The organism is Lactobacillus taiwanensis (genome assembly GCF_017894345.1).
Taxonomy (GTDB): domain Bacteria; phylum Bacillota; class Bacilli; order Lactobacillales; family Lactobacillaceae; genus Lactobacillus; species Lactobacillus taiwanensis.
The window spans coordinates 1,735,751-1,755,011 of sequence record NZ_CP059276.1 but is presented as its reverse complement, the minus strand read 5'-3'; the positions used below and the strand labels follow the sequence as shown (position 1 = coordinate 1,755,011).

18 protein-coding genes are annotated in these 19,261 nt (G+C 31.3%); 14 read left to right on the top strand and 4 right to left on the bottom strand.

Annotated features, from left to right (window positions below; genetic code table 11):
- The first annotated feature begins 52 nt into the window (after positions 1-52).
- The 5 genes from H1A07_RS08640 (at position 53) to H1A07_RS08620 (ending at position 7,754) form a co-directional block, all read left to right on the top strand.
- The gene (locus H1A07_RS08640; protein ID WP_210144953.1) at positions 53-2,623 is read left to right on the top strand and encodes a class III lanthionine synthetase LanKC N-terminal domain-containing protein; all 2,571 of its coding nucleotides are present in this window, start codon (positions 53-55) and stop codon (positions 2,621-2,623) included.
- Positions 2,620-4,224 (top strand): ATP-binding cassette domain-containing protein, encoded by a 1,605-nt coding sequence (locus H1A07_RS08635; RefSeq protein WP_210144952.1) that lies wholly within the window; start codon positions 2,620-2,622, stop codon positions 4,222-4,224. The genes H1A07_RS08640 and H1A07_RS08635 overlap by 4 nt, the downstream gene beginning before the upstream one ends.
- A gap of 143 nt (positions 4,225-4,367) precedes the next feature.
- Positions 4,368-5,162: a helix-turn-helix domain-containing protein gene (locus tag H1A07_RS08630; RefSeq protein WP_210144951.1), complete on the top strand. Its 795-nt coding sequence runs from the start codon at positions 4,368-4,370 to the stop codon at positions 5,160-5,162.
- Positions 5,163-5,621: 459 nt separating this feature from the next.
- Positions 5,622-6,131 carry an O-acetyl-ADP-ribose deacetylase gene (locus H1A07_RS08625; protein ID WP_210144950.1) on the top strand — a complete coding sequence of 170 codons (510 nt, stop codon included), beginning with the start codon at positions 5,622-5,624 and terminating at the stop codon, positions 6,129-6,131.
- 15 nt (positions 6,132-6,146) lie between these two features.
- Complete coding sequence (locus H1A07_RS08620; protein ID WP_210144949.1) at positions 6,147-7,754, top strand: ABC transporter ATP-binding protein; 1,608 nt, start codon at positions 6,147-6,149, stop codon at positions 7,752-7,754.
- A 39-nt stretch (positions 7,755-7,793) separates the two neighbouring features.
- Here the strand turns inward: H1A07_RS08620 and H1A07_RS08615 are convergent, their stop codons facing one another.
- Together H1A07_RS08615 and H1A07_RS08610 are read right to left on the bottom strand one after the other, a co-directional pair.
- Complete coding sequence (locus H1A07_RS08615; protein ID WP_210144948.1) at positions 7,794-8,477, bottom strand: gamma-glutamyl-gamma-aminobutyrate hydrolase family protein; 684 nt, start codon at positions 8,475-8,477, stop codon at positions 7,794-7,796.
- 19 nt (positions 8,478-8,496) lie between these two features.
- Complete coding sequence (locus H1A07_RS08610; RefSeq protein ID WP_057718685.1) at positions 8,497-9,711, bottom strand: MFS transporter; 1,215 nt, start codon at positions 9,709-9,711, stop codon at positions 8,497-8,499.
- 173 nt (positions 9,712-9,884) lie between these two features.
- Between H1A07_RS08610 and H1A07_RS08605 the strand changes: the two genes are divergently transcribed.
- From H1A07_RS08605 to H1A07_RS08580, 6 genes are all read left to right on the top strand, one after another.
- Positions 9,885-10,757, top strand: coding sequence for a cytochrome C5 (locus H1A07_RS08605; protein WP_210144947.1), 873 nt, complete (start codon positions 9,885-9,887; stop codon positions 10,755-10,757).
- A complete protein-coding gene (locus H1A07_RS08600) occupies positions 10,757-11,239 on the top strand; it encodes a type I 3-dehydroquinate dehydratase (RefSeq protein ID WP_244974121.1) in 483 nt (160 codons plus the stop codon). Before H1A07_RS08605 ends, H1A07_RS08600 begins: the two co-directional genes overlap by 1 nt.
- Positions 11,240-11,389: 150 nt before the next feature.
- A complete protein-coding gene (locus H1A07_RS08595; RefSeq protein ID WP_210144946.1) occupies positions 11,390-12,166 on the top strand; it encodes a DUF4931 domain-containing protein in 777 nt (258 codons plus the stop codon).
- Positions 12,167-12,215: 49 nt separating this feature from the next.
- Positions 12,216-13,064 (top strand): MurR/RpiR family transcriptional regulator, encoded by an 849-nt coding sequence (locus H1A07_RS08590; RefSeq protein WP_057718682.1) that lies wholly within the window; start codon positions 12,216-12,218, stop codon positions 13,062-13,064.
- A 211-nt stretch (positions 13,065-13,275) separates the two neighbouring features.
- Positions 13,276-14,046: a serine hydrolase gene (locus tag H1A07_RS08585; RefSeq protein ID WP_210144945.1), complete on the top strand. Its 771-nt coding sequence runs from the start codon at positions 13,276-13,278 to the stop codon at positions 14,044-14,046.
- 64 nt (positions 14,047-14,110) lie between these two features.
- Entirely contained in the window at positions 14,111-15,886 is a 1,776-nt protein-coding gene (locus H1A07_RS08580) for a glycerophosphoryl diester phosphodiesterase membrane domain-containing protein (RefSeq protein WP_210144944.1), read from the top strand.
- A 92-nt stretch (positions 15,887-15,978) separates the two neighbouring features.
- On the opposite strand, the gene H1A07_RS08575 is transcribed toward H1A07_RS08580, so the two are convergent.
- Positions 15,979-16,668 carry a hypothetical protein gene (locus H1A07_RS08575; RefSeq protein ID WP_210144943.1) on the bottom strand — a complete coding sequence of 230 codons (690 nt, stop codon included), beginning with the start codon at positions 16,666-16,668 and terminating at the stop codon, positions 15,979-15,981.
- Positions 16,669-16,809: 141 nt separating this feature from the next.
- Between H1A07_RS08575 and H1A07_RS08570 the strand changes: the two genes are divergently transcribed.
- Genes H1A07_RS08570 through H1A07_RS08560 form a run of 3 tightly spaced genes read left to right on the top strand, consistent with a single transcriptional unit; the run spans position 16,810 to position 18,370 of the window.
- The gene (locus H1A07_RS08570) at positions 16,810-16,962 is read left to right on the top strand and encodes a hypothetical protein (protein ID WP_210144942.1); all 153 of its coding nucleotides are present in this window, start codon (positions 16,810-16,812) and stop codon (positions 16,960-16,962) included.
- A 4-nt stretch (positions 16,963-16,966) separates the two neighbouring features.
- A complete protein-coding gene (gene yaaA, locus H1A07_RS08565; protein WP_420889506.1) occupies positions 16,967-17,713 on the top strand; it encodes a peroxide stress protein YaaA in 747 nt (248 codons plus the stop codon).
- A gap of 54 nt (positions 17,714-17,767) precedes the next feature.
- Complete coding sequence (locus tag H1A07_RS08560) at positions 17,768-18,370, top strand: DUF975 family protein (RefSeq protein WP_210144940.1); 603 nt, start codon at positions 17,768-17,770, stop codon at positions 18,368-18,370.
- A 38-nt stretch (positions 18,371-18,408) separates the two neighbouring features.
- On the opposite strand, the gene H1A07_RS08555 is transcribed toward H1A07_RS08560, so the two are convergent.
- Complete coding sequence (locus H1A07_RS08555; protein WP_057718677.1) at positions 18,409-19,158, bottom strand: alpha/beta hydrolase; 750 nt, start codon at positions 19,156-19,158, stop codon at positions 18,409-18,411.
- Positions 19,159-19,261: the final 103 nt, after the last annotated feature.

The following is a 19,261-nucleotide window of genomic DNA, read 5'->3' as shown; positions in this document are numbered from 1 at the left end:
TTAATAATATTTTATTTTTAAAATTAAGTCAAGTAGTTTAGGAGGAAAAATTATGTATAATCCAGTTTATAAATTAAAAATAAATTGTTTATCAAATAGCTATAAGGTTAATTTTGATAAACAATGGATTTATTTAACATCTAAAGAAAATACTATTCCAACAATTGGGTGGAAAATACATATTTCAGCATCTCCTGTTGATTTTTGGAAAATAGTGGAAAGAGTTTCTAAAATTGTAATAGAAAAAAAAGATACTTTTAAGATTCCGATTGATTATCATGCCATGCTAGCATTGACCACTGGCGGAACTAAGCTTGAAACACAAGGAAAAATGATAACTATTTATCCATCTGACCAGAGTTTTGCTAATTTAAAAGATTATGCGGAAAAATTAAGTGCCGATCTCAAAGAGAATAAGTATCCTATAGTTAGATGGGATTATAGATTTAAAGATACTAATGTTTTTTTCAGATATGGTGCTTTTTTAGCAGAATATCTGCCGGATAGTATGGGGTACTTAAAACCTGCTATTAATTATGAAGGAAAAAAAGTATTAGATTATCGTAAAAGTCTATTGAAAACTGCAATCCCTACTTTTTTAAAGCCTCCTCTTAATGAAAAAGAACGAATAACACTAAAGTTAGAAAAATTAGGCTTCGAAAAGATTAAGCATATTAATACAACTAGTAAAGGGAATACATTTGTAGCTTTTTATAAAAATAAAAAGGTATTTATAAAACAGGCGTATGCAAATGAACTTATTGATAAGTTAGGAAGATCTGCAGCGGATAGATTGAAAAATGAATATTACTATTTAAAAAAAATTCACAATATTATTAATTCTGTAAAACCTATTTTATTAAAGGAGTATACGAACGAGTCAATATTAGTCGAAGAATTTGTATACGGTTTTTCATTAGGTGAATATTTTAGAACCGGAAAATATTATGATGCTGATAGAAATCAAAGAAATATATTTATAGTTAAAATTATTGATTATCTATTATCAGATATTAAAAAATTACATAATAATGGCATTATTTTTAGAGATGTATCTCCAAGTAATATTATTGTAAACAACGATATTCCCATACTTATAGATTACGAGCTAGCAAATCAATTCTCTAATTTAAAAGCTTATGATGGGGCAACTCCAGGATTTTTTTCAATAAGAGAAAATGGTGTTAGACGTTGGTCTACTCAACGAGATGTATATGGCTTAGGAGCCCTTATATTCTATTTAACTACTACCGTAAAACCAATTTATCAGGAAGATTTAATTAGCTCTAAAAAGCAAAGAGAAAAGTTAGAAAAAATTGCTATTGCAATAAATAAGAAAAATTCTAGGATATTGCAATTGTCTTTTCTTGGTATTGAAATGATGTATCACTGTGAGAAAGAATTATCATATTTTATAAAAAAATTTTATTTAATAAAAAATTTTACTTTAGATATGCCTCTAAACGAGCCGATAATATCTAATACGATCAATCTAAACTTAAAAGCCTATCTTAAGGAAAGAGCTAAAAAAATAGTAATTACCAATAATAAAGTGACTAATAGGATAGATGTTTTAAGAAAAACTCAAATTATTAGTTTAGATGGAGGATTAGTGGCGGATCTAATGTTATTAAAAAATCAAGCTTATTCGAATAAAAAATATTCTTATAACAAAATGACTAAGTTGTTAAATACAATCAATTATGCTTATGGTTATATTCCACACTATAATGTCCATAATTTAATTACAGGCGACGTAGGTCTTCTATACTGTATTGACTGGTACAATAAATTTTACTCAAATATCAAATATAGGGACTTACGAGAAAAAATTATCATTTCGTTAGAGAATACAGATTTTGAAAAATACTATACAAGTTTTTTGTACGGAAATTGTGGAATTGGATATATGTTGTGCAAAGCATATCATCTTTCTAAGGATAAACGTTTACTAAAAATAATTAATACACTTATAAATACAGTATATAAACGTATTGAAGTAAGAGACGGAAAAATTATTGATATCAATGCAGGTAATGCAAATTATAAACTTAATAATAAAATTTTAGATCTAGGCTATGGATCAGTTGGAGTTGGAATATTTTTCTGCGAGTATCTAAAAATTATGGATAATAAAAAAATTCTAAAGATTACAGATATGATTTATGAACAAATAAATATGAAGAAAAATTATAAAAATGGATACATATACTGGCAAATGTCAAATTTTGACAATCACCATTATCCCTTACTTTTTTCAGGAACAGCAGGAATAGGAGTATTTTTAATATCTTATAAGAGACTAACTAAAAAACACATAAATAATATAGATAATATACTTGGTCTAATAAATCATACGTTGCTAAATTTAAATATTGTATTTACAGCTAATCTACTACAGGGAGCAGCGGGAATTTTATTTTTCTCAAAGTATTATGAAAAAGGAAAAGAATTAGAAAGTAAATATAGAAAAATAATATATGCTATGTCTTCTAAAAAAGGAGCATATAGATATTGGACGGATCCGTCTAGATATAATCGAAGAGATGACTCTTTTTTAACGGGTACTCCAGGAATTTACTATGTATTGACAATGTCTAAAGAAAGAGGGTTGAGGGAATGACTTTAAAATACGCATCAAAAATAAATGTTACATTGTATATTTTATTATCAATTATATATGCATCGGGGAATGTTGCAATTGCATATGTTTCAAAATTAATGCTAAATAATGCTCAATACCAGCGTGGAGGATTAACTCAACTTTTAATAATCGCTTTGTTGGGTTCTCTTATAATAGTAATAATTATGTTTTCTAACTTTGCATATAAATATTTAAAAAATAAAATTATTTTAGAAATTAATCTTGAATTGAAAAAAAGATTAATGACTCATTTGATGAATAAAAATAGCACTTCTCAAAAAGAAGGACTTAACTTGATGACAAATGATTTAAAGCAAATAGAAACGTTAAAAATCAGTAATGAATTATTGATTATTACAGAGATTTTTTCATTTGTTTTATCATTAGTAGCTGGATTATTAAATAGTTGGTTTTTAACTATAATATTTATGATTACTACCTTATTACCCGGCTTAATACAAAAATTATTTGTCAAAAAGATTCAAAGTAAATCAAAAAAATGGGAACAAAGAAATGCAAACTATACACAAAGAGTAAGCGATGGATTAAATGGAGCAGTAACTGCAAATTTATATAATGCGAGAAATTCAGTCTTAGAGAGGATTATTACTGATGCTAAAAGTATGGAAAATGCTTTAAAGTCATTAAACTATACTCAAGATGTAGCAAATCAAATTATTATCGCTTTAGCTGATATCTTTAGTTTTATTCTCCCATTTTTTATAGGTGCTGTTTTAATGTATAACGGTCAAATTGGTTCGGGTACTTTGATTATGATTGTTCAATTATCTAATAATTTTATTAATCCTATTGTTAATATTTTTGATCAATTGAATCAAATTAAGTCAACTGAACCAATTTGGAAAAAAATAGAAGTTGGATTAAATGATGTTCCAACAGCGCCAAATGATCAGAAACAGACTTCTAATTGTACGTTCAAGAAATTACAAACAGATAGTTTAACCTATAATATAAATGGAAAAAACATATTTACTGATTTATCACTTACTATTCCTCATAAAAGTAAAGTTTTGATTACAGCACCAAGTGGATGGGGAAAATCGACATTTTTACAGTTATTATTGGGAAAATTAAAACCTGATAGTGGAAAGATTTTAATTGATTCTGAGAATATTACTAATAACTGGGAAACAGCCCATAATTATTTTAGTTATGTAACCCAATCTCCTTTTATTTTTGATGATACATTGGAATTTAATATTACATTGGGTAAAAAGTATCCATCAAAAAAGTTAAATGCGGTTATTGAGAAAGCTGGATTAAAGGAATTGGTTGATGAAAAGGGTTTAACTTACTCGGTAGGAGAGAAAGGAAAAAATTTATCAGGAGGGCAAATTCAAAGAATCGAAATTGCAAGGGCTTTACTATCAGATCGACCTATTATGTTGGCTGATGAGGCAACCAGTGCTTTGGATCAAAAATTATCCGAAAAGATTCACAGCATTATTTTAGATAATCCGAGATTAACTGTTATTGAGGTAGCACATAAAATTTCTACTAAAGAAAAAGAAAAGTTCGATAAAGTATTAAAATTAGATGAACTAGCAAAACAGAAGTAAGGATAAATAAAATCTTGGGTTGAAGAATCAAGAAATTAAGAATAAGCTCATTTCCGTTTTAGGGGATGAGCTTATTTTTTGTTCTAAATTTAGGACTAGAATTATATAATTACATATCATTAACTTAGAAAAGAGATGAAATAATGCAAATAGGGAAAGAACTGAAAAAACTACGGTTAGAACTAGGACTAAGTCAAACAGAGATGGTAGGAGATATTTTAACAAAATCCTACTATTCAAAAATCGAACGAGGATTACATGAAATTAACGCAAAAGATTTGATTGAAATACTTAAACGAAATAGAGTTAATATTTCCGATTTCTTTCAGGGTATAGAAAGTAAGGGAAAAAGTAAAAAATATTTAGAGCAGTTAAGAAATGCATATTATGAACAAAATCTTTCAAAAATTGTAGAAATAAGAAAAATTTGTGCTACAGATTATCAATACAGAAATGTTTATGCTCATGCTATTCTTTTAGAGAACTTTTTTAAAAAGAATAAACTATCATGTAAAGAAGAAGCAATGATTAAGAAATTAATACTTAATATAGATGAGTGGGGAGAAGATAACTTGCGCTTGTTTGCTATGGCTATATCTCTGTTTGATGAATCAGAGATTGAGTATGAACTAAATATGATTTTAAGAAAGTATAAGGAAATAGATAAAGGCAGCAGGAAAATTCAAGAAATACTTGGCGGAATAATGGTTAATTATTTAAACATAATGCTCATAAAAAATGATAGAAATTTTGAAATGATAAGTAAGTTGAGAAATTTCCTGTATAAGTTACCGGTTGAGCCAAGAACTATATTTTTTAAAGTGATGGCAGATTATTATGGTTATCTTTTTAATGAAGAAAAATTAGAAGCAAAAAAGATTTTAGACTTTTTTGAAAGACATGGGATGGAGTCGATTACAGCCTATATAGCATTTTAGTTGTGTCATGATAGACACTCCACTGATGGATTTTTAACAGTTTTGTATTATATACATATATTCAAAGCCTTGAAATTAATAATATTTTATCTATTAGTGGAACGAATAAAAAATGAATGTTAATAAACTTATATTAGAAATAAGCTATTTATTTTGTTGTATAGGTCCGATCGTTATACTTATTATTAGAAATATAAATGATCTAATGACTGTAACATTTGGAATAGTATCAATTGTTTTTCTTATATATATGTTTTGGTATATTTTTATATTTCACAAGAATAAGTTTTGATTAGTAAATTTCTAATAATTATTTTTTTATCAATCTTACATACATTTGCCTATAATATATACTCATGATCATAAATCAAAATAAGCTCATTTCCTACTTTGGTGATGAGCTTATTTTTGTGTTTGAGATAAAATATACATATGAAATATTAGAAAGGGTGAGAGTTAGTGAGTGATCTTCAATTAATTCAAGCGGATATCACAAAATTAAAAGTTGATGCAATCGTTAATGCAGCTAATAGAACACTTTTAGGTGGCGGTGGAGTTGATGGGGCAATTCACCGTGCAGCTGGTCCAGAATTACTAGCAGAATGTAGAACTCTTCATGGCTGTGATACTGGCGAAGCTAAAATTACTAAGGGTTATAATTTGCCAGCTAAATATGTTATCCACACAGTTGGCCCTGTGTATAATCCTAATTTTGCTCAACAAAATGCTGAATTATTGGTATCTTGTTATAAAAATAGTCTTAATTTAGCTAAAGAATATGACTTACATTCAATTGCTTTTTCTTGTATTTCAACTGGTGTATATGGGTATCCAAAGGTAGATGCTGCAAAAATTGCGGTTGAAACTACAAGAAGTTTGCTTAAACAACAAAAATTTAATATTAAAGTCTACTTTTGTGTATTTGATTCAGAAAATAAAGCCATATATAATAAACTAACGTCTAACTAAAGTGAGGAGTTTTAGATGAGTTTAAAATATGCAAGACGAAGTCAGGTGATTTGGTTCACTATTTTGGCTGCGGTAAAAGCCTGTAATATTTTATTTGTAGCGTATATGATTAAAATTATGCTAAATGTAGCATCATCGCATTCTAAAGATATAATGCATTTAGTGCGTTTAGCAGCTTTAACAGCTTTAGGGCAGCTATGCTTCATGATGAGTAATTTCATCTATGAGCGTGTAAAGATGGGAATCATTCGTGATGTTAACATGGTCTTTAAGCGAGCTAATTTGCAGTATTTAGTTGATCAAGATGAACCAGATATTAAAAATGGCTTGTCGCTCATGACTAATGATCTAAAGCAAATTGAAACTAATCGAATTACGGCACAACTTGATATGATTTATCAAGGCTTAACTTTTATAGGTTCGTTAGCGTTTGCTTTGTATAATTCATGGCAAATGACGATTATCTTCGTAGTGGCAATGGCTGCTCCAGCAATTGTACAAATTTTTACTAGTAGAATTATTACTAAAAAGTCTAAGATTTGGGCTAAAACCAATGCAAATTATACACAGAACGTTTCTGATTCTTTAAATGGGGCTCAATCAGCTAAGCTATATAATGTTAGAAACAATATTGTAGTAAGAGCAACGCATTCGGCTCAAAATATGGAAAATGCCTTGCGTAATATGAACTTAACGCAGGCTTGGGCTCTAGAATTAATTTATTCTGCTGCAGAATTGTTCTGCTTTATTATTCCATGTACAATTGGCGGCATAATGATGATGCAGGGTAGCTTAAGCGTGGGGACACTATTTATGATGGTCGACTTAGCAATGAACTTCATTACGCCTGTTGTAACTTTATTTAATGAATTTAATCAAGTTAAGTCTACTGTACCAATGTGGAAGAAAACGCAAAAGGCACTTAACTACGAAGCAATTGAAAATTCAGAAAAACCGGAGAAGTTTGAAGGATTAGATGTTGAAAATCTTGCTTACCAAACTAAGTCTGATAAACATACAATTTTTACTGATGTTAATTTGCAAGTTAAACCTGGTGAAAAGATTTTACTCATGGCTCCAAGTGGTTGGGGAAAGACTACCTTACTTCGACTAATGCTAGGATTAAAACGTCCAGTAAAGGGTAAAATTTTAATTAATGGAGAAAATGTAACTGGAGATTGGGCTAAGGCTCATAACTATTTTTCTTACGTTAACCAGAAACCTTTCATGTTTGATGACACCTTGCGATTTAATATCACTTTAGGTAGAAAAGTTAGCGATGAGAAACTGAAGAAAGTTATTCATTTAGCAGGATTAGATGAATTGGTGAAAAAAGAGGGACTAGATCATAAAGTTGGCGAGGCTGGAAACGGCTTGTCTGGTGGTCAAATTCAGCGAATTGAAATTGCGCGTGCACTCCTATCTGGTAGACCAATTTTACTTGCAGATGAAGCAACAAGTGCTTTAGATCCTAATTTATCTCTTGCAATTCATGAGACGCTGTTAAAAAATCCTCATGTAGCGGTAATTGAAGTTGCTCATAAAATCTCAGATAAAGAAAAAGCAATGTTTAATAAAATTATTCGTCTAAATCTATGTGCTGGTAAAAATACTGATAATTAAAATAAGAGCTAGAGGAAAAATTTCTCTAGCTCTTATTTTTTAGTTTAACTTATCAAAAAAGTTAGTAAAGATCTTTTCTTGCTTTGGATCATCCAGCAATTTATCAGGACGCCATTGAATTCCTAGCATTGTTTGATCAGTTGATTCAATAGCTTCGATAATTCCATCAGGGGCAGTTGCTACAATATTAAAGTTGTTAGCGATTGTTTTAATAGCTTGATGGTGATGGCTATTAACATAGGGATGAGTACCAACAGCCTTAGCAAGTTCGCTTTCTTCAGTTACATTTACGTGATGACTTTCTAAAGATAAATCATTTTTCTGAATATGCTGAACACCTGCACCAGAGTTTTGAGCATAAATATCTTGGAAAAGTGTTCCATTGAAAGCAACATTTAACATTTGCATTCCACGCCCAATTCCTAAAATTGGCAAGTTAGAATCGTGAGTGTTTTTAATTAGATTTAATTCGAATTGATCTCGATGAGGATCAGTTTCTTTAAGTTCAGGAAGTGGTTCTTCATTATAGAAAATTGGTGTAATATCAGGACCATCGCTTAGAATTAAAGCATCAAAATTAACATTTGGAAGTGGGAATGTCTTTAAACTAACTGGTGCAAAAACAAGTGGAAGATAGCCTAGTTTTACAACAGTATCTATAATACTTCGATCAACAATTAATTTATTATTTTTAATACTTGCAGTGATACCAATAGTTTTCATTAAATACTCCTTTAACAAATCAGGCATTTTCGCGATGAGAAGAAATTAGCATAATTAAGTAATTAATCAATAAGGTAATTCCAGTCGCTGCAAACACCCATTCATAGGTAAACATACCAGAAATAGTTGAACCTAGTAAAGACCCAAGAACCGCACCTATTGCTTGGAATGATTGATTATAAGAGAAAACTCTACCGAATGCTTCTGGTGGAACATTTAAAGTTAGAATAGTTTGAGCTGCCGGAAGCAAACCAGCACTAATAATTCCTAATAAAAATCTCCAGAAAGCTAATGACCAGGCATTGGGAATAAAAGTCATCGGGATGAACAAAATTGTAGCAATAAGTAGGCCCCAACGCAAAACTTTTTCAGCGCCGATTTGATCCATTAAATGACCAATATGAGAAGCAGAAAGCATCGTTCCAAGACCAGGAGTAGCAGCAACAATTCCAGCGATTAATGCAATATTGTGACTATGAGGCATGAGTGATTTCACATAAAGAGAAACAATCGGATCGATCGACATGGTTGATAATTGGACGATCATTGTAGTGACAAACATAATAATGATCAACTTAACATTAGGCAATCCATGCATTATTTCATTCATCGGTTTCATCTTTTCTCTTGAAACAGGAGTGAAATCTTCCTTAACTAATAGCCATGTTCCTAAAAAAGTTAAAAACATTAAACCACCGGTGATAAAGAATGGGATGCGGTATCCAAAGGCACTAGATAAGGCACCACCAATTAGTGGCCCGACTAAGTTGCCTGCTGTTCCGGCAGTCATCATTTGACTCATTACCCATCCGCTACGCTGATGTGGTGTCTCACCAGCCATTAAGGCAGTGGCGTTATTGATATATCCAGAAAACAAGCCTTGTAAAAAGCGCATGCAAATAATAAAGAAGGCACTTTGTGCTAGCCCTGTAATAAAGATAGTTAAACTCATAACGCCGGCAGCCCGCATACACATGAGCTTTCTTCCTTTTCGATCAGCTAAGTTTCCCCAGTAAGGAGAAATAATGGCCTGGGCAATAAAAGTCATGGCAAAGGCTAATCCAGAATAAAGGTTTAATTGTAATTTATTATAGTTACCTAACTCAGCCATAAATAGAGAAATAAATGGCATTGTCATTGAGTAACCTAATCCAGTAATAAAGCAACCTAGCCACAGGGTATAAAATATTTTATGCCAACCGCTAGGTAAAGTATAGGTGTGAGATTTAGTCACATAGTCATCCCAATCTAAGATATTTCTTATTTTTCAATAGTCTATTTTAGCATAGAGTTTTCATAGGAATTTTCATGATATTTTTAAGTTGCTTAATTTTCTTAAAAAAGTAATGCGAAGAATGATGTAACATGCTAAGATTGACTAGCAAAATAAGTTAAAGGTTGAGTGTAATGAGCAAGAAGCAAGATTCAAGGGATAATAAAGAACAAAAAGTATTAACTAGAGAAGAATATCGTCAACGTTTAGCAAGTCACGATAAGGTAAATATTTGGGACTTATTTTTAAATCGACCATATGTTTCAGTAACTTTAATTGTGCTGGCAATTATCTTTATTATGACTAAATGGTGGCTTGGACTCATAATTCTTCTTATTGCGGCAATAGTGGGGGCTTTTATTATCGTAAAAAGAAAAAATCCCAATCGAACTCTTAGTTTAGAGTTTAAACTTGGTGGTAATAAAACTCTTCATTTACTAAAAGCACTACAATTAGGCGCTTCAATGGTCATGTTTTTATCTACTTATATGCGTCAGGTTGTAACAATTAACTTTCAAACTGTGGGTTCACAAGACATGTTAAAAATGCTTCAAGGTGCAGCTGCAAGCACCAATAATGCTTATGCTGCACAAGGAGCAAATGTTGTTGGCTTACTTGATAACTTATTAGGTGGGAGTTTATGGGGGACATATCGCTATGCCACAAATACTGGGCAGTTTATGAATGATCCTGCTGGTAGATGGATTATGATTTGGACATTTTTATTGATGGTTGCACCAGCTATTTGTGTATTGGCTCAGTTCTTCAGAGAACCTTATTCAAGACGTGCAATGTTGGTAGGCTCAGGTATATCAACAATTTTATTTGTTTTAACACCAACTTTGATTCATCAGTGGGCCAATCAATTTGCGATCAACCACCAAATTAATCCAGCTCAAATTGGACAGATGTTTAGCGTCGGCTACATGGCCTATTTTGGCATGGGATGTAGTATTTTAGTATTGGTTATCGCAATCATTCGTAGTATTAAACGAGATAAATTTTAATGAATAGAAATGAAATTGCTACTATAATTTATGTAGCAATTTTTTATTTGGAGAAAATCATGAAATTTACTGAAAATCACATTCTTATAAACGATCAAAATATTTCTGTATTAACTAATACTGGAACAAATGAAGCAGATATTTTAAATCAGGCAGAAAAAATAAAAAAGCTCCAACCAGAAATGATGGAGTGGAGAATTGACTATTTTGAAGATGTAATTTTAATGAATCGACTGATTGAAGTAGCTAATAAACTTAAGGATATGATGAAGGAGATTCCAATTTTGATTACTTTTCGCAGTCAGAAATTTGGTGGTAAAACTGAATTGGATAGCGAAGACGCTTATTTAAATTTGCTGAAAATTACAATTGATTTTGGTTTAGGAAATGCTATTGATATTGAACAAGATCATGTTTCTGATCGAGTAAATGCCTTAATTCAAGACGCAAAAAATAAGGGATTAGGAGTTGTTCTTTCTTAAAGTAAAAAAACTCTCTCGGAAAAGTAACCGAAAGAGTAAAGTTAAGGAAAGCTACAAAATGTTATATGAAAGCGTTTTAATCACTTTCAATAATTATTATAGTAGAGTGTAGACTGAAGTGCAAATATTTTTTAGAAATGAGGGAAAAGTTTGAATAATGATCCACTTATATTTGAATTTGCCGTAGCTAAAAATAAGCCGTCTAGCTTCAATAGTGAAAAAAGTAATATTTGTCCTTTTTGTGATGTAGAAAATTTAACTGATATTTATCAAACTAATGGATCAATGATTTGGCTTGCTAATCGTTTTCCAACATTAAAGGATACAAAGCAAACAGTCATAATTGAGTCGGACCAACATAATGGAGACATCAGCAGTTATTCCCAAGAATATAATCGTAAATTAATGAAATTCGCTTTAAATTGCTTTGATGAAATGCAACAAAGTGGTGAATTTAGATCGGTCCTTTGGTATAAAAATTTTGGCCCTAAATCCAATGGCTCTTTAGCGCACCCGCATATGCAAGTTGTCGGTTTGAATAAAGAAGATGGCTACAAGTATATCTATGAAAATAATTTTACTGGAATTCATGTCTTTAAAACAAATAATATGGAAGTTAACTTTGCTACGCATCCCGTTCAAGGATTTCAAGAATTAAATATTAATTTGTTAGAAGACTCAGGCTTAGATAAATGGGCTGACTGGATTCAATACGGAATACGCTATACATTAAAAGAGATGTATGGCGGTCGTTGTGATTCATATAACTTGTTTTTCTATCCAAATCGAAATGGAATATGTTGTAAGATTATTCCACGTTTTTATGCGCCGCCATATTTTGTTGGTTATAAATTATCTGAATGTAATGATAACGTGACCTTGAAAAAAGAAGCAAAAAGATTATTAAACTTCGTACAAAAATCTTGAAATAGTATTTCAGCACCTTAAAATATTGAATTAGAAAAAGAGGTACAGTATGGATTTATCAACTAAAGTTTTAAACAATTATCCAAATTTTAAAGGTGCATCTAAAAAGATTGCGGATTATTTATTAGCGCATCCAAAAGTTTTTTTACAAGAAGATGCACAAGGCTTAGGAAAAATTACCAAAACTAGTGCTGCTTCAATGATTCGTTTTTGTAAGCAGCTCGGTTTTAAAGGGCTTAAAGATTTTCAAATTCAATTAGCTCAAGATACACCTCAAGAAAATGACAATGTTATTGATCCAATTGTGGGAAATCATGATAATCCTCATATTATTTTGCAAAAGCTCTTATTAAGTATTGAAAAAAACACTGAGCAAACAGCTCATTTGATTGATGGTATGGCATTAAATCAGGCAATAAACTTTTTAAAGAATGCTGATAGAATTTATTTAGCTGGCGTTGGTGCTTCGAGTTTACCAGCGCAAGACCTGTATTATAAATTTATTCGTAGCGGTAAAAACGTGATTTTTAATCAGGATGTTCATATTGCGCTAGAGAGGATATGTTATTCTCATTCTACAGATGTTTTAGTGATTTTTTCTTATAGCGGTTTAACCCAAGAAACTTTATTGATGGCTGATCAAGCACGAAAAAATCATACTCCAATTATTGCAGTTACACGTTCGCGGCAATCTCCTTTGGTTGAAATTAGTAATGTTGTTTTAGGTGTTTCAACTGATGAAAAATTACTCAGAGTTGGTGCGATTAATTCATTATTTTCAGAAATGCTTGTTTCAAGCGTATTGTTTTTGGCAACAATTAATCAAGATTTGTCGAATTTAGAAGAAAAATTTAGAAAAACAGAGTCGTTGACTAATCAGTTAAAACGTTTGAAGTAAAAAAGGTAATTCAAATATTATATTAAATAATAGTCGTAAAATATTAAGGAATAAGATGCATTGGCATCTTTTTTTCTTTGAAAATTTAAAGCTGTCTTGATACTTGATAATGAAAAGTTTTAAAATTATTTTATAAATAAAGACGCTGACATAATATATAAAATAACGTAGGTTAAGTTTTGTCTAATTTTATAAGGAAGGCGATTGCTTTATGTTAAAGGGTGGAATTACTGAAATTATCCAAAAATATGATATTAATGCAAGTGTGATTGTCAAATATGGCGATAAAATAATGTATCAATATCAGGCCGATAAGATTTTTCCAGCAGGAAGTTTGATTGACTTGTCCATTGCGACGTATATTGAAGATCAGTGGAAAGAGAATCCAGATGTTGTTAACGAAATGATGGAAGTTACCGATCTTTCTCGTGTACGTGATGCTGGAATTATCGGCGCTCTTCGTCGCACGAATTGGAGTGTGCTAGATTTAGTTTATTTGATTAGTGCATTATCAGATAATGTGGCTACTAACTTATTAATTGAAAAGTTTGATATCTACGAAATTGATGCATGGTTAAAGGACAACTATCCTGGCTTAAGAATTGGTAGGGAATTGATGCGTTATTCAGCAAGTGGTCAGGATAATGAATGTACAGCTACTAGTGTTGATAAATTGATTACACATTTGATGACTACTCAAAATCCTTTTTGTGCTTTGGTGCGTAAAGGATTAAGTAATCATACTATTCCTACAGACTTAACTTTTTATGGGGATAATCTTCTTACGTATAACAAGTTAGGACGAGATAGACAGGCACGGCATGAGGTTTGTGCGTTTATGACTAAAAAAGCTCCAGTTTTTTGTACTGTTTTAAGTAGTTATAGGGGAAGAGATATAGAGGATAGATTATTCTTCCAAGAATTAAGCGAATTGATTTTTTCACATGTAAAAACTGCTAAGCTTGAAAAAAAGGAATCCTAGATAGTCAGGATTCCTTTTTCTATGGGTAAAATTGTTAATAAAAGTAATGATTGGGGATTAATTTGTGAAGAATATTTTAAAAGATATAAATACATATTCTAAAAATTTTAAACAACATTGGTTAGAATATATAGCCTTATTTATTGGCATAGACATTTTTACTCAAGTTTTAGTGATTCCAGTATTTCGATATGTGACAACAGGGATTTTAAAAGCTGGTGCTATTCCATTTATTTCATATCAAAATATTATTATTATCATTACAACTCATACTTTAGTATTTCTATGTTTAATTCTTGAACTAGCTATTTTATTATTAGTAATTTATGGTGGATTTGCATTAATCTTACTAGGAATTAGAGAAATTTCTCAGGAAAAATTTACATTTAGATTTTTGCTAAAGGAATTAATTCAAACTTATAAATCAGTTCGAATTAGTTCTGTGCTTTTATTGGCGTTATACTTTTTATTAATAGTCCCTTTTGCTGATATTGTTTACCGGGCACCTTTACTTGCAAAAATTCAAATTCCAGAATTTATCTTGGATTTTTTGATGAGAAATGTTTGGTTGGCAAGTGGATTAATGATCTTTTATATTCTTGCTTTTGTCTTTGGTATTCGCTTAATTTTGACTCTTCCGATAATGATCTATCAAAGAAAAAAGACTTTGGTAGCGATGAAAGAAAGTTGGAAATTGACCAGCCATAAGCAGTGGTTGACGATTTTAAGTAGGTTAGTAGTATTAGGGATTAGTGCTGGTCTAATTTTATTTGTTTTTTATCTATTGGTGTACTTCTGCCAATTAGGATTAGATCATCTATCAAAAGCTCTTAGTTTTGGCTTTGCTACTTTTAATCTGATATTAGTTCAAGCAATCAGTGAATTTGTTGCAATTGGGATTAGTGTAATCTCTATTTTGATTGTTATTAAGCCTTTGGATGATTTTATAGTTCAAACACAAGTAACATCTGAAAAAAGAAAATCTATTAAAATAATGGATTTATGTTTGATAACTATTTTTCTTTTAGCTGCTGGAGTTAATAATATCCTTTATTTAAAAGGCACGGAGATGCAACGCCCAATTACTATTTCGCACCGTGGAGTTAGTGACAAAAATGGTGTGCAAAATACTATTCCTGCTTTGAAGAAAACAGCTAAACTTCATCCTGATTATGTTGAAATAGATCTGCATGAAACAAAGGATAAGCAATTCGTGGTTATGCATGATGAAAATTTGAAAAAATTAGCTGGTATCGATAAAACACCGAAGGACTTAACTTTGAATCAATTGACTAAAATTACGCTTCATGAAGATGGATACCATGCTAAAATCGCTAGTTTTGACCAATATTTAAAGGCCGCTGCCAAGCTAAAGCAAAAATTATTAATTGAAGTTAAGACAACGCCGAATGATTCGCCTAAAATGCTTGAAAGATTTAATAAAAAATATGGCAAGCTAATTCTTAAACGCAATTATCAAGTTCAATCGCTAGATTACCGTGTTATTGAAGGATTACATCAGATTAATCCTAAATTATTTGTCTTATATATTCAGCCCTACAATTTTACTTATCCCCAAAGTCTTGCAGATGGATATTCTATGGAGTATTCAACTTTAAATAATGATTTTATATGGCAAGCGCAGCTTCAAAACAAACCTGTTTATGCCTGGACTGTAAACAAATCAAATATCATGATGAAGATGATGTATGAGAACGTTAATGGAATTATTACGGATCGATTAGTTGAATTAAATAATACTATTAAAGATTTTGAAGATAAACGCAGTAATGCCAATAAGCTATTGAATTATATTTTGATATTGCCTGAGAAAGAATAATTAGTGCAAAAAAGTATCCTAGCATAAGGGTACTTTTTTGCTATAAAAGTAAAAAGAAGATGTCAAAGCAAATTTGCTTTGACATCTTCTTTTTAATATTCAGTTTTTCCTAAATCATCTTCTGGACGATGAAGTTGAAGACGTAAGCCATAAACAGAAAATTGTTCACTGTCTTCTTTACGTTTAAGTTCAATATGTAGACGATCGCCATCTTGCTTAAATTCTAATTCGTTTCGAGTATCAATCCAAGCAGCTTTTTCTACTTGAGGAACATGTTTTAACTCAATACTTTCTTCAAGTGGAATATGGATGAAAACATAGCGTTGATATTTGGCGATCGCATTGTAAAAGACATGAACATTATCTTCATCTGCTTTAATCTCATGATCTGCACGGCTTTCGTAATAAGCGTGACCAAAACGATCAATCCATGTACGCAAGGTTTTCATAGCTGGATCTGATTCAGGGTTAATAGACCCATCTTGATTTAGTTCCACTTCAAAATAAATATTCATGTTGTCTAGACGTGCTGCAATTAATTTGGCCAATACATCTGGAGAAATTAATTTTTCTGCTGGTCTTTTTTGACAGAACTTAATAGCGTATTTTTGACATGCAGCTTGTAATGCTTCTATTTGAGAATCATCGCCATCTTTAATACTTACTCCTCTAAAGCCAAAATCTCTTGCATGGCGTACAAGAGTGTCGGCGTCAAATGTTCCTTTAGGAGCAACTTGATACTGCAAGACAAGACCAATATTTAAATCTTCTTTTTCACACATTTTAGTATTCACTTTCTATTGCATATTCAAGATTGATTATAAGTGGAAAAGAAATTTTAAGCAAAGCAAAATGTTTTCACGTATAATTAAAAATAGATATAGAAGGGTACGGAAATATGCTTATTTTTATGGCTTTTTATTATGTTCTTGTTTGTTAGTGTAGCTGCTAGTGCGCGATACATTACAGCTAATTTACAAGATAAAAAGAAGGGAAAAATAGAATTAATAGTTTCTACAGCTTTAGCAGTTGTTAGTTTGATTGTTTTATTTATCGTGGTGGCTAATGTTAAATAAGAGTATGAAAATAATTATTGCACCTGCAAAAAAAATGAAGATAGATCAAGATACTTTTTTAGTAAGATCACGGCCGGTATATTTAGATAAGGCCCAAGAATTATTAGATTTCTTAAAGACGAGAAATTTTGAACAATTAAAAAGCTTGTGGAAGGCTAATGATAATATTGTTCGAACAAATCAAAATAATCTTCTAGTAAGTGATCTTGATAAAAAATTAACGCCGGCTATTTTAGCCTTTTCAGGGATTCAATATCAATATTTAGCAGGTGATGTTTTACCACGAGAAGGATTAGACTATCTTCAAGACCATTTGCGTATTTTATCTGGATTTTATGGTATTTTGAAGCCTTTTGATGGCGTAATTCCCTATCGTTTAGAATTAAAGACGCAAATGACAGGGTTTAAAGACTACAGTCTTTATCATTTTTGGGGAGATTTGCCTTATCAAGAACTTTTCCGTGATACAGAAACGGTCCTTAATCTGGCATCTCTAGAATATTCACGTTTAATTGTTCCATATTTAAAAGATGGGCAAAGGATGATCACAATTAAATTTTTAGAGAATAAAAATAGTAAGTGGCGACAAATTGCGACTCATGCCAAGATGGCCCGTGGAGAAATGGTTCGTTTTGCAGCAAAAGAGCAAATTAATACTCCTGAACAATTAAAAGAGTTTTCTGATTTTGGTTATGTTTTTTCAGCTGAAGATTCTTCTGCAGAAACTTATGTCTTTAAAAAACGGTTGTAGTAAATTGCGATAAATGATAAATTCTTCTTATATTTAATTTGGGGAGAAGAAATAATGAAAAGATCAGAACTAAAAGCAAATGCAAAAGAGCAGTTACGTGGTAATTGGCTCTGGGCTGTAGGTTTATGTTTCGTTGGTGGAATTATAGCTAGTTTAGCAAGTTCATTTAGCATTGGTATTCTAGGTAGCATGGTTCTTTATGGTGTTACCTATACTTTTTTGACTTTAGCGGATGGAGAAAAGACTGAAAATATTTTTACTGCTATGTTTTCAGGATTTACTAGTGGTAAATTTCTGCCAACACTATTAACATCCTTATTAGTTAATATTTTTATTTCTTTATGGATACTTCTTTTAGTGATCCCAGGGATTGTTAAAGGATATTCGTATTCAATGGCACCTTACATTGTCAAAGATATGGCTGAAGCAGGTAGCGATATTGCACCAACTGAGGCAATTACGGCTAGTCGTAAATTAATGGACGGTCATAAGGGTGAGTTGTTTTTATTAGATTTAAGTTTCATTGGTTGGGCAATTTTAGCTACTATTCCATTTGGTTTAGGTTGGCTCTGGCTTACGCCTTATTACCAAGCAACTAAGGCAAATTATTACCGCCAATTAGCTGGCGATCAGTTTAAAAAGGTTATTGAAGAATAAAAGGGAAATCGTTAGATTTCCCTTTTTGTTTAAATTAATTAAAAAGCATTATTATCTTGCAGAAACTCTGCAGTTAAGTCAGCCGCAATTTTTTGATAGTTATCACTAAAACTATGATCTGATCCATCAATTAAATGTAAAGTACTGTTTTCGTAGACTTGATCATATTTTTTAGAAGCATCTGGTGAGACAATAGTGTCGTTTGTACCATGTACTAAACATACAGGTCTAGTAAAGTGTGCAGATACTTCATAAATAGGCAATTGCTGAGCAACACGTAGATAAAAACCACCTAAAGTTAAATCTTTAAATGGGAGTCGGTCTGGAATGTGATTAGGATTATATGTTACGCCTTGTGTGCTACCTTTGAGTGCATCAGTTTTTAAAGTAGCTGCCGGCGCTAAAAGAACTACTTTTTTAATAATATCAGGATAAAGTCCAGCTAACATTGAAGCGATAACTCCGCCTTGTGAATGTCCCACGAGGTAAATGTTTCGTACATGGGGATCAGTTCTAACGTAATTTAAAATTGCATTAGCATCTTCGATTTCATTTAATACGGTCATATTTTCAAATTTGCCATCAGAATCTCCATGGCCATTGAAGTCAAAACGAACGCTAGCAATATTTTCATCACGTAAATTATTAGCGATTTCTTTTAGAAATGGAGTGTTACGATTAGCCGTAAAGCCATGGAAAATGATCGCCATGTCATAAATCTCGCCGAACGGTTCTTCGCGAGTACCAACCAGTTTTAGCCCGTCACGCTCAAGTGTAATTGTTGCCATATAAATGCCTACTTTCCTTTTATCTAACTTCATTATAGTCTCACATGTGAGATAATTTAGTAGCTTAATAAATTTTTAGTATAATATTTTCTTGGATAAAATA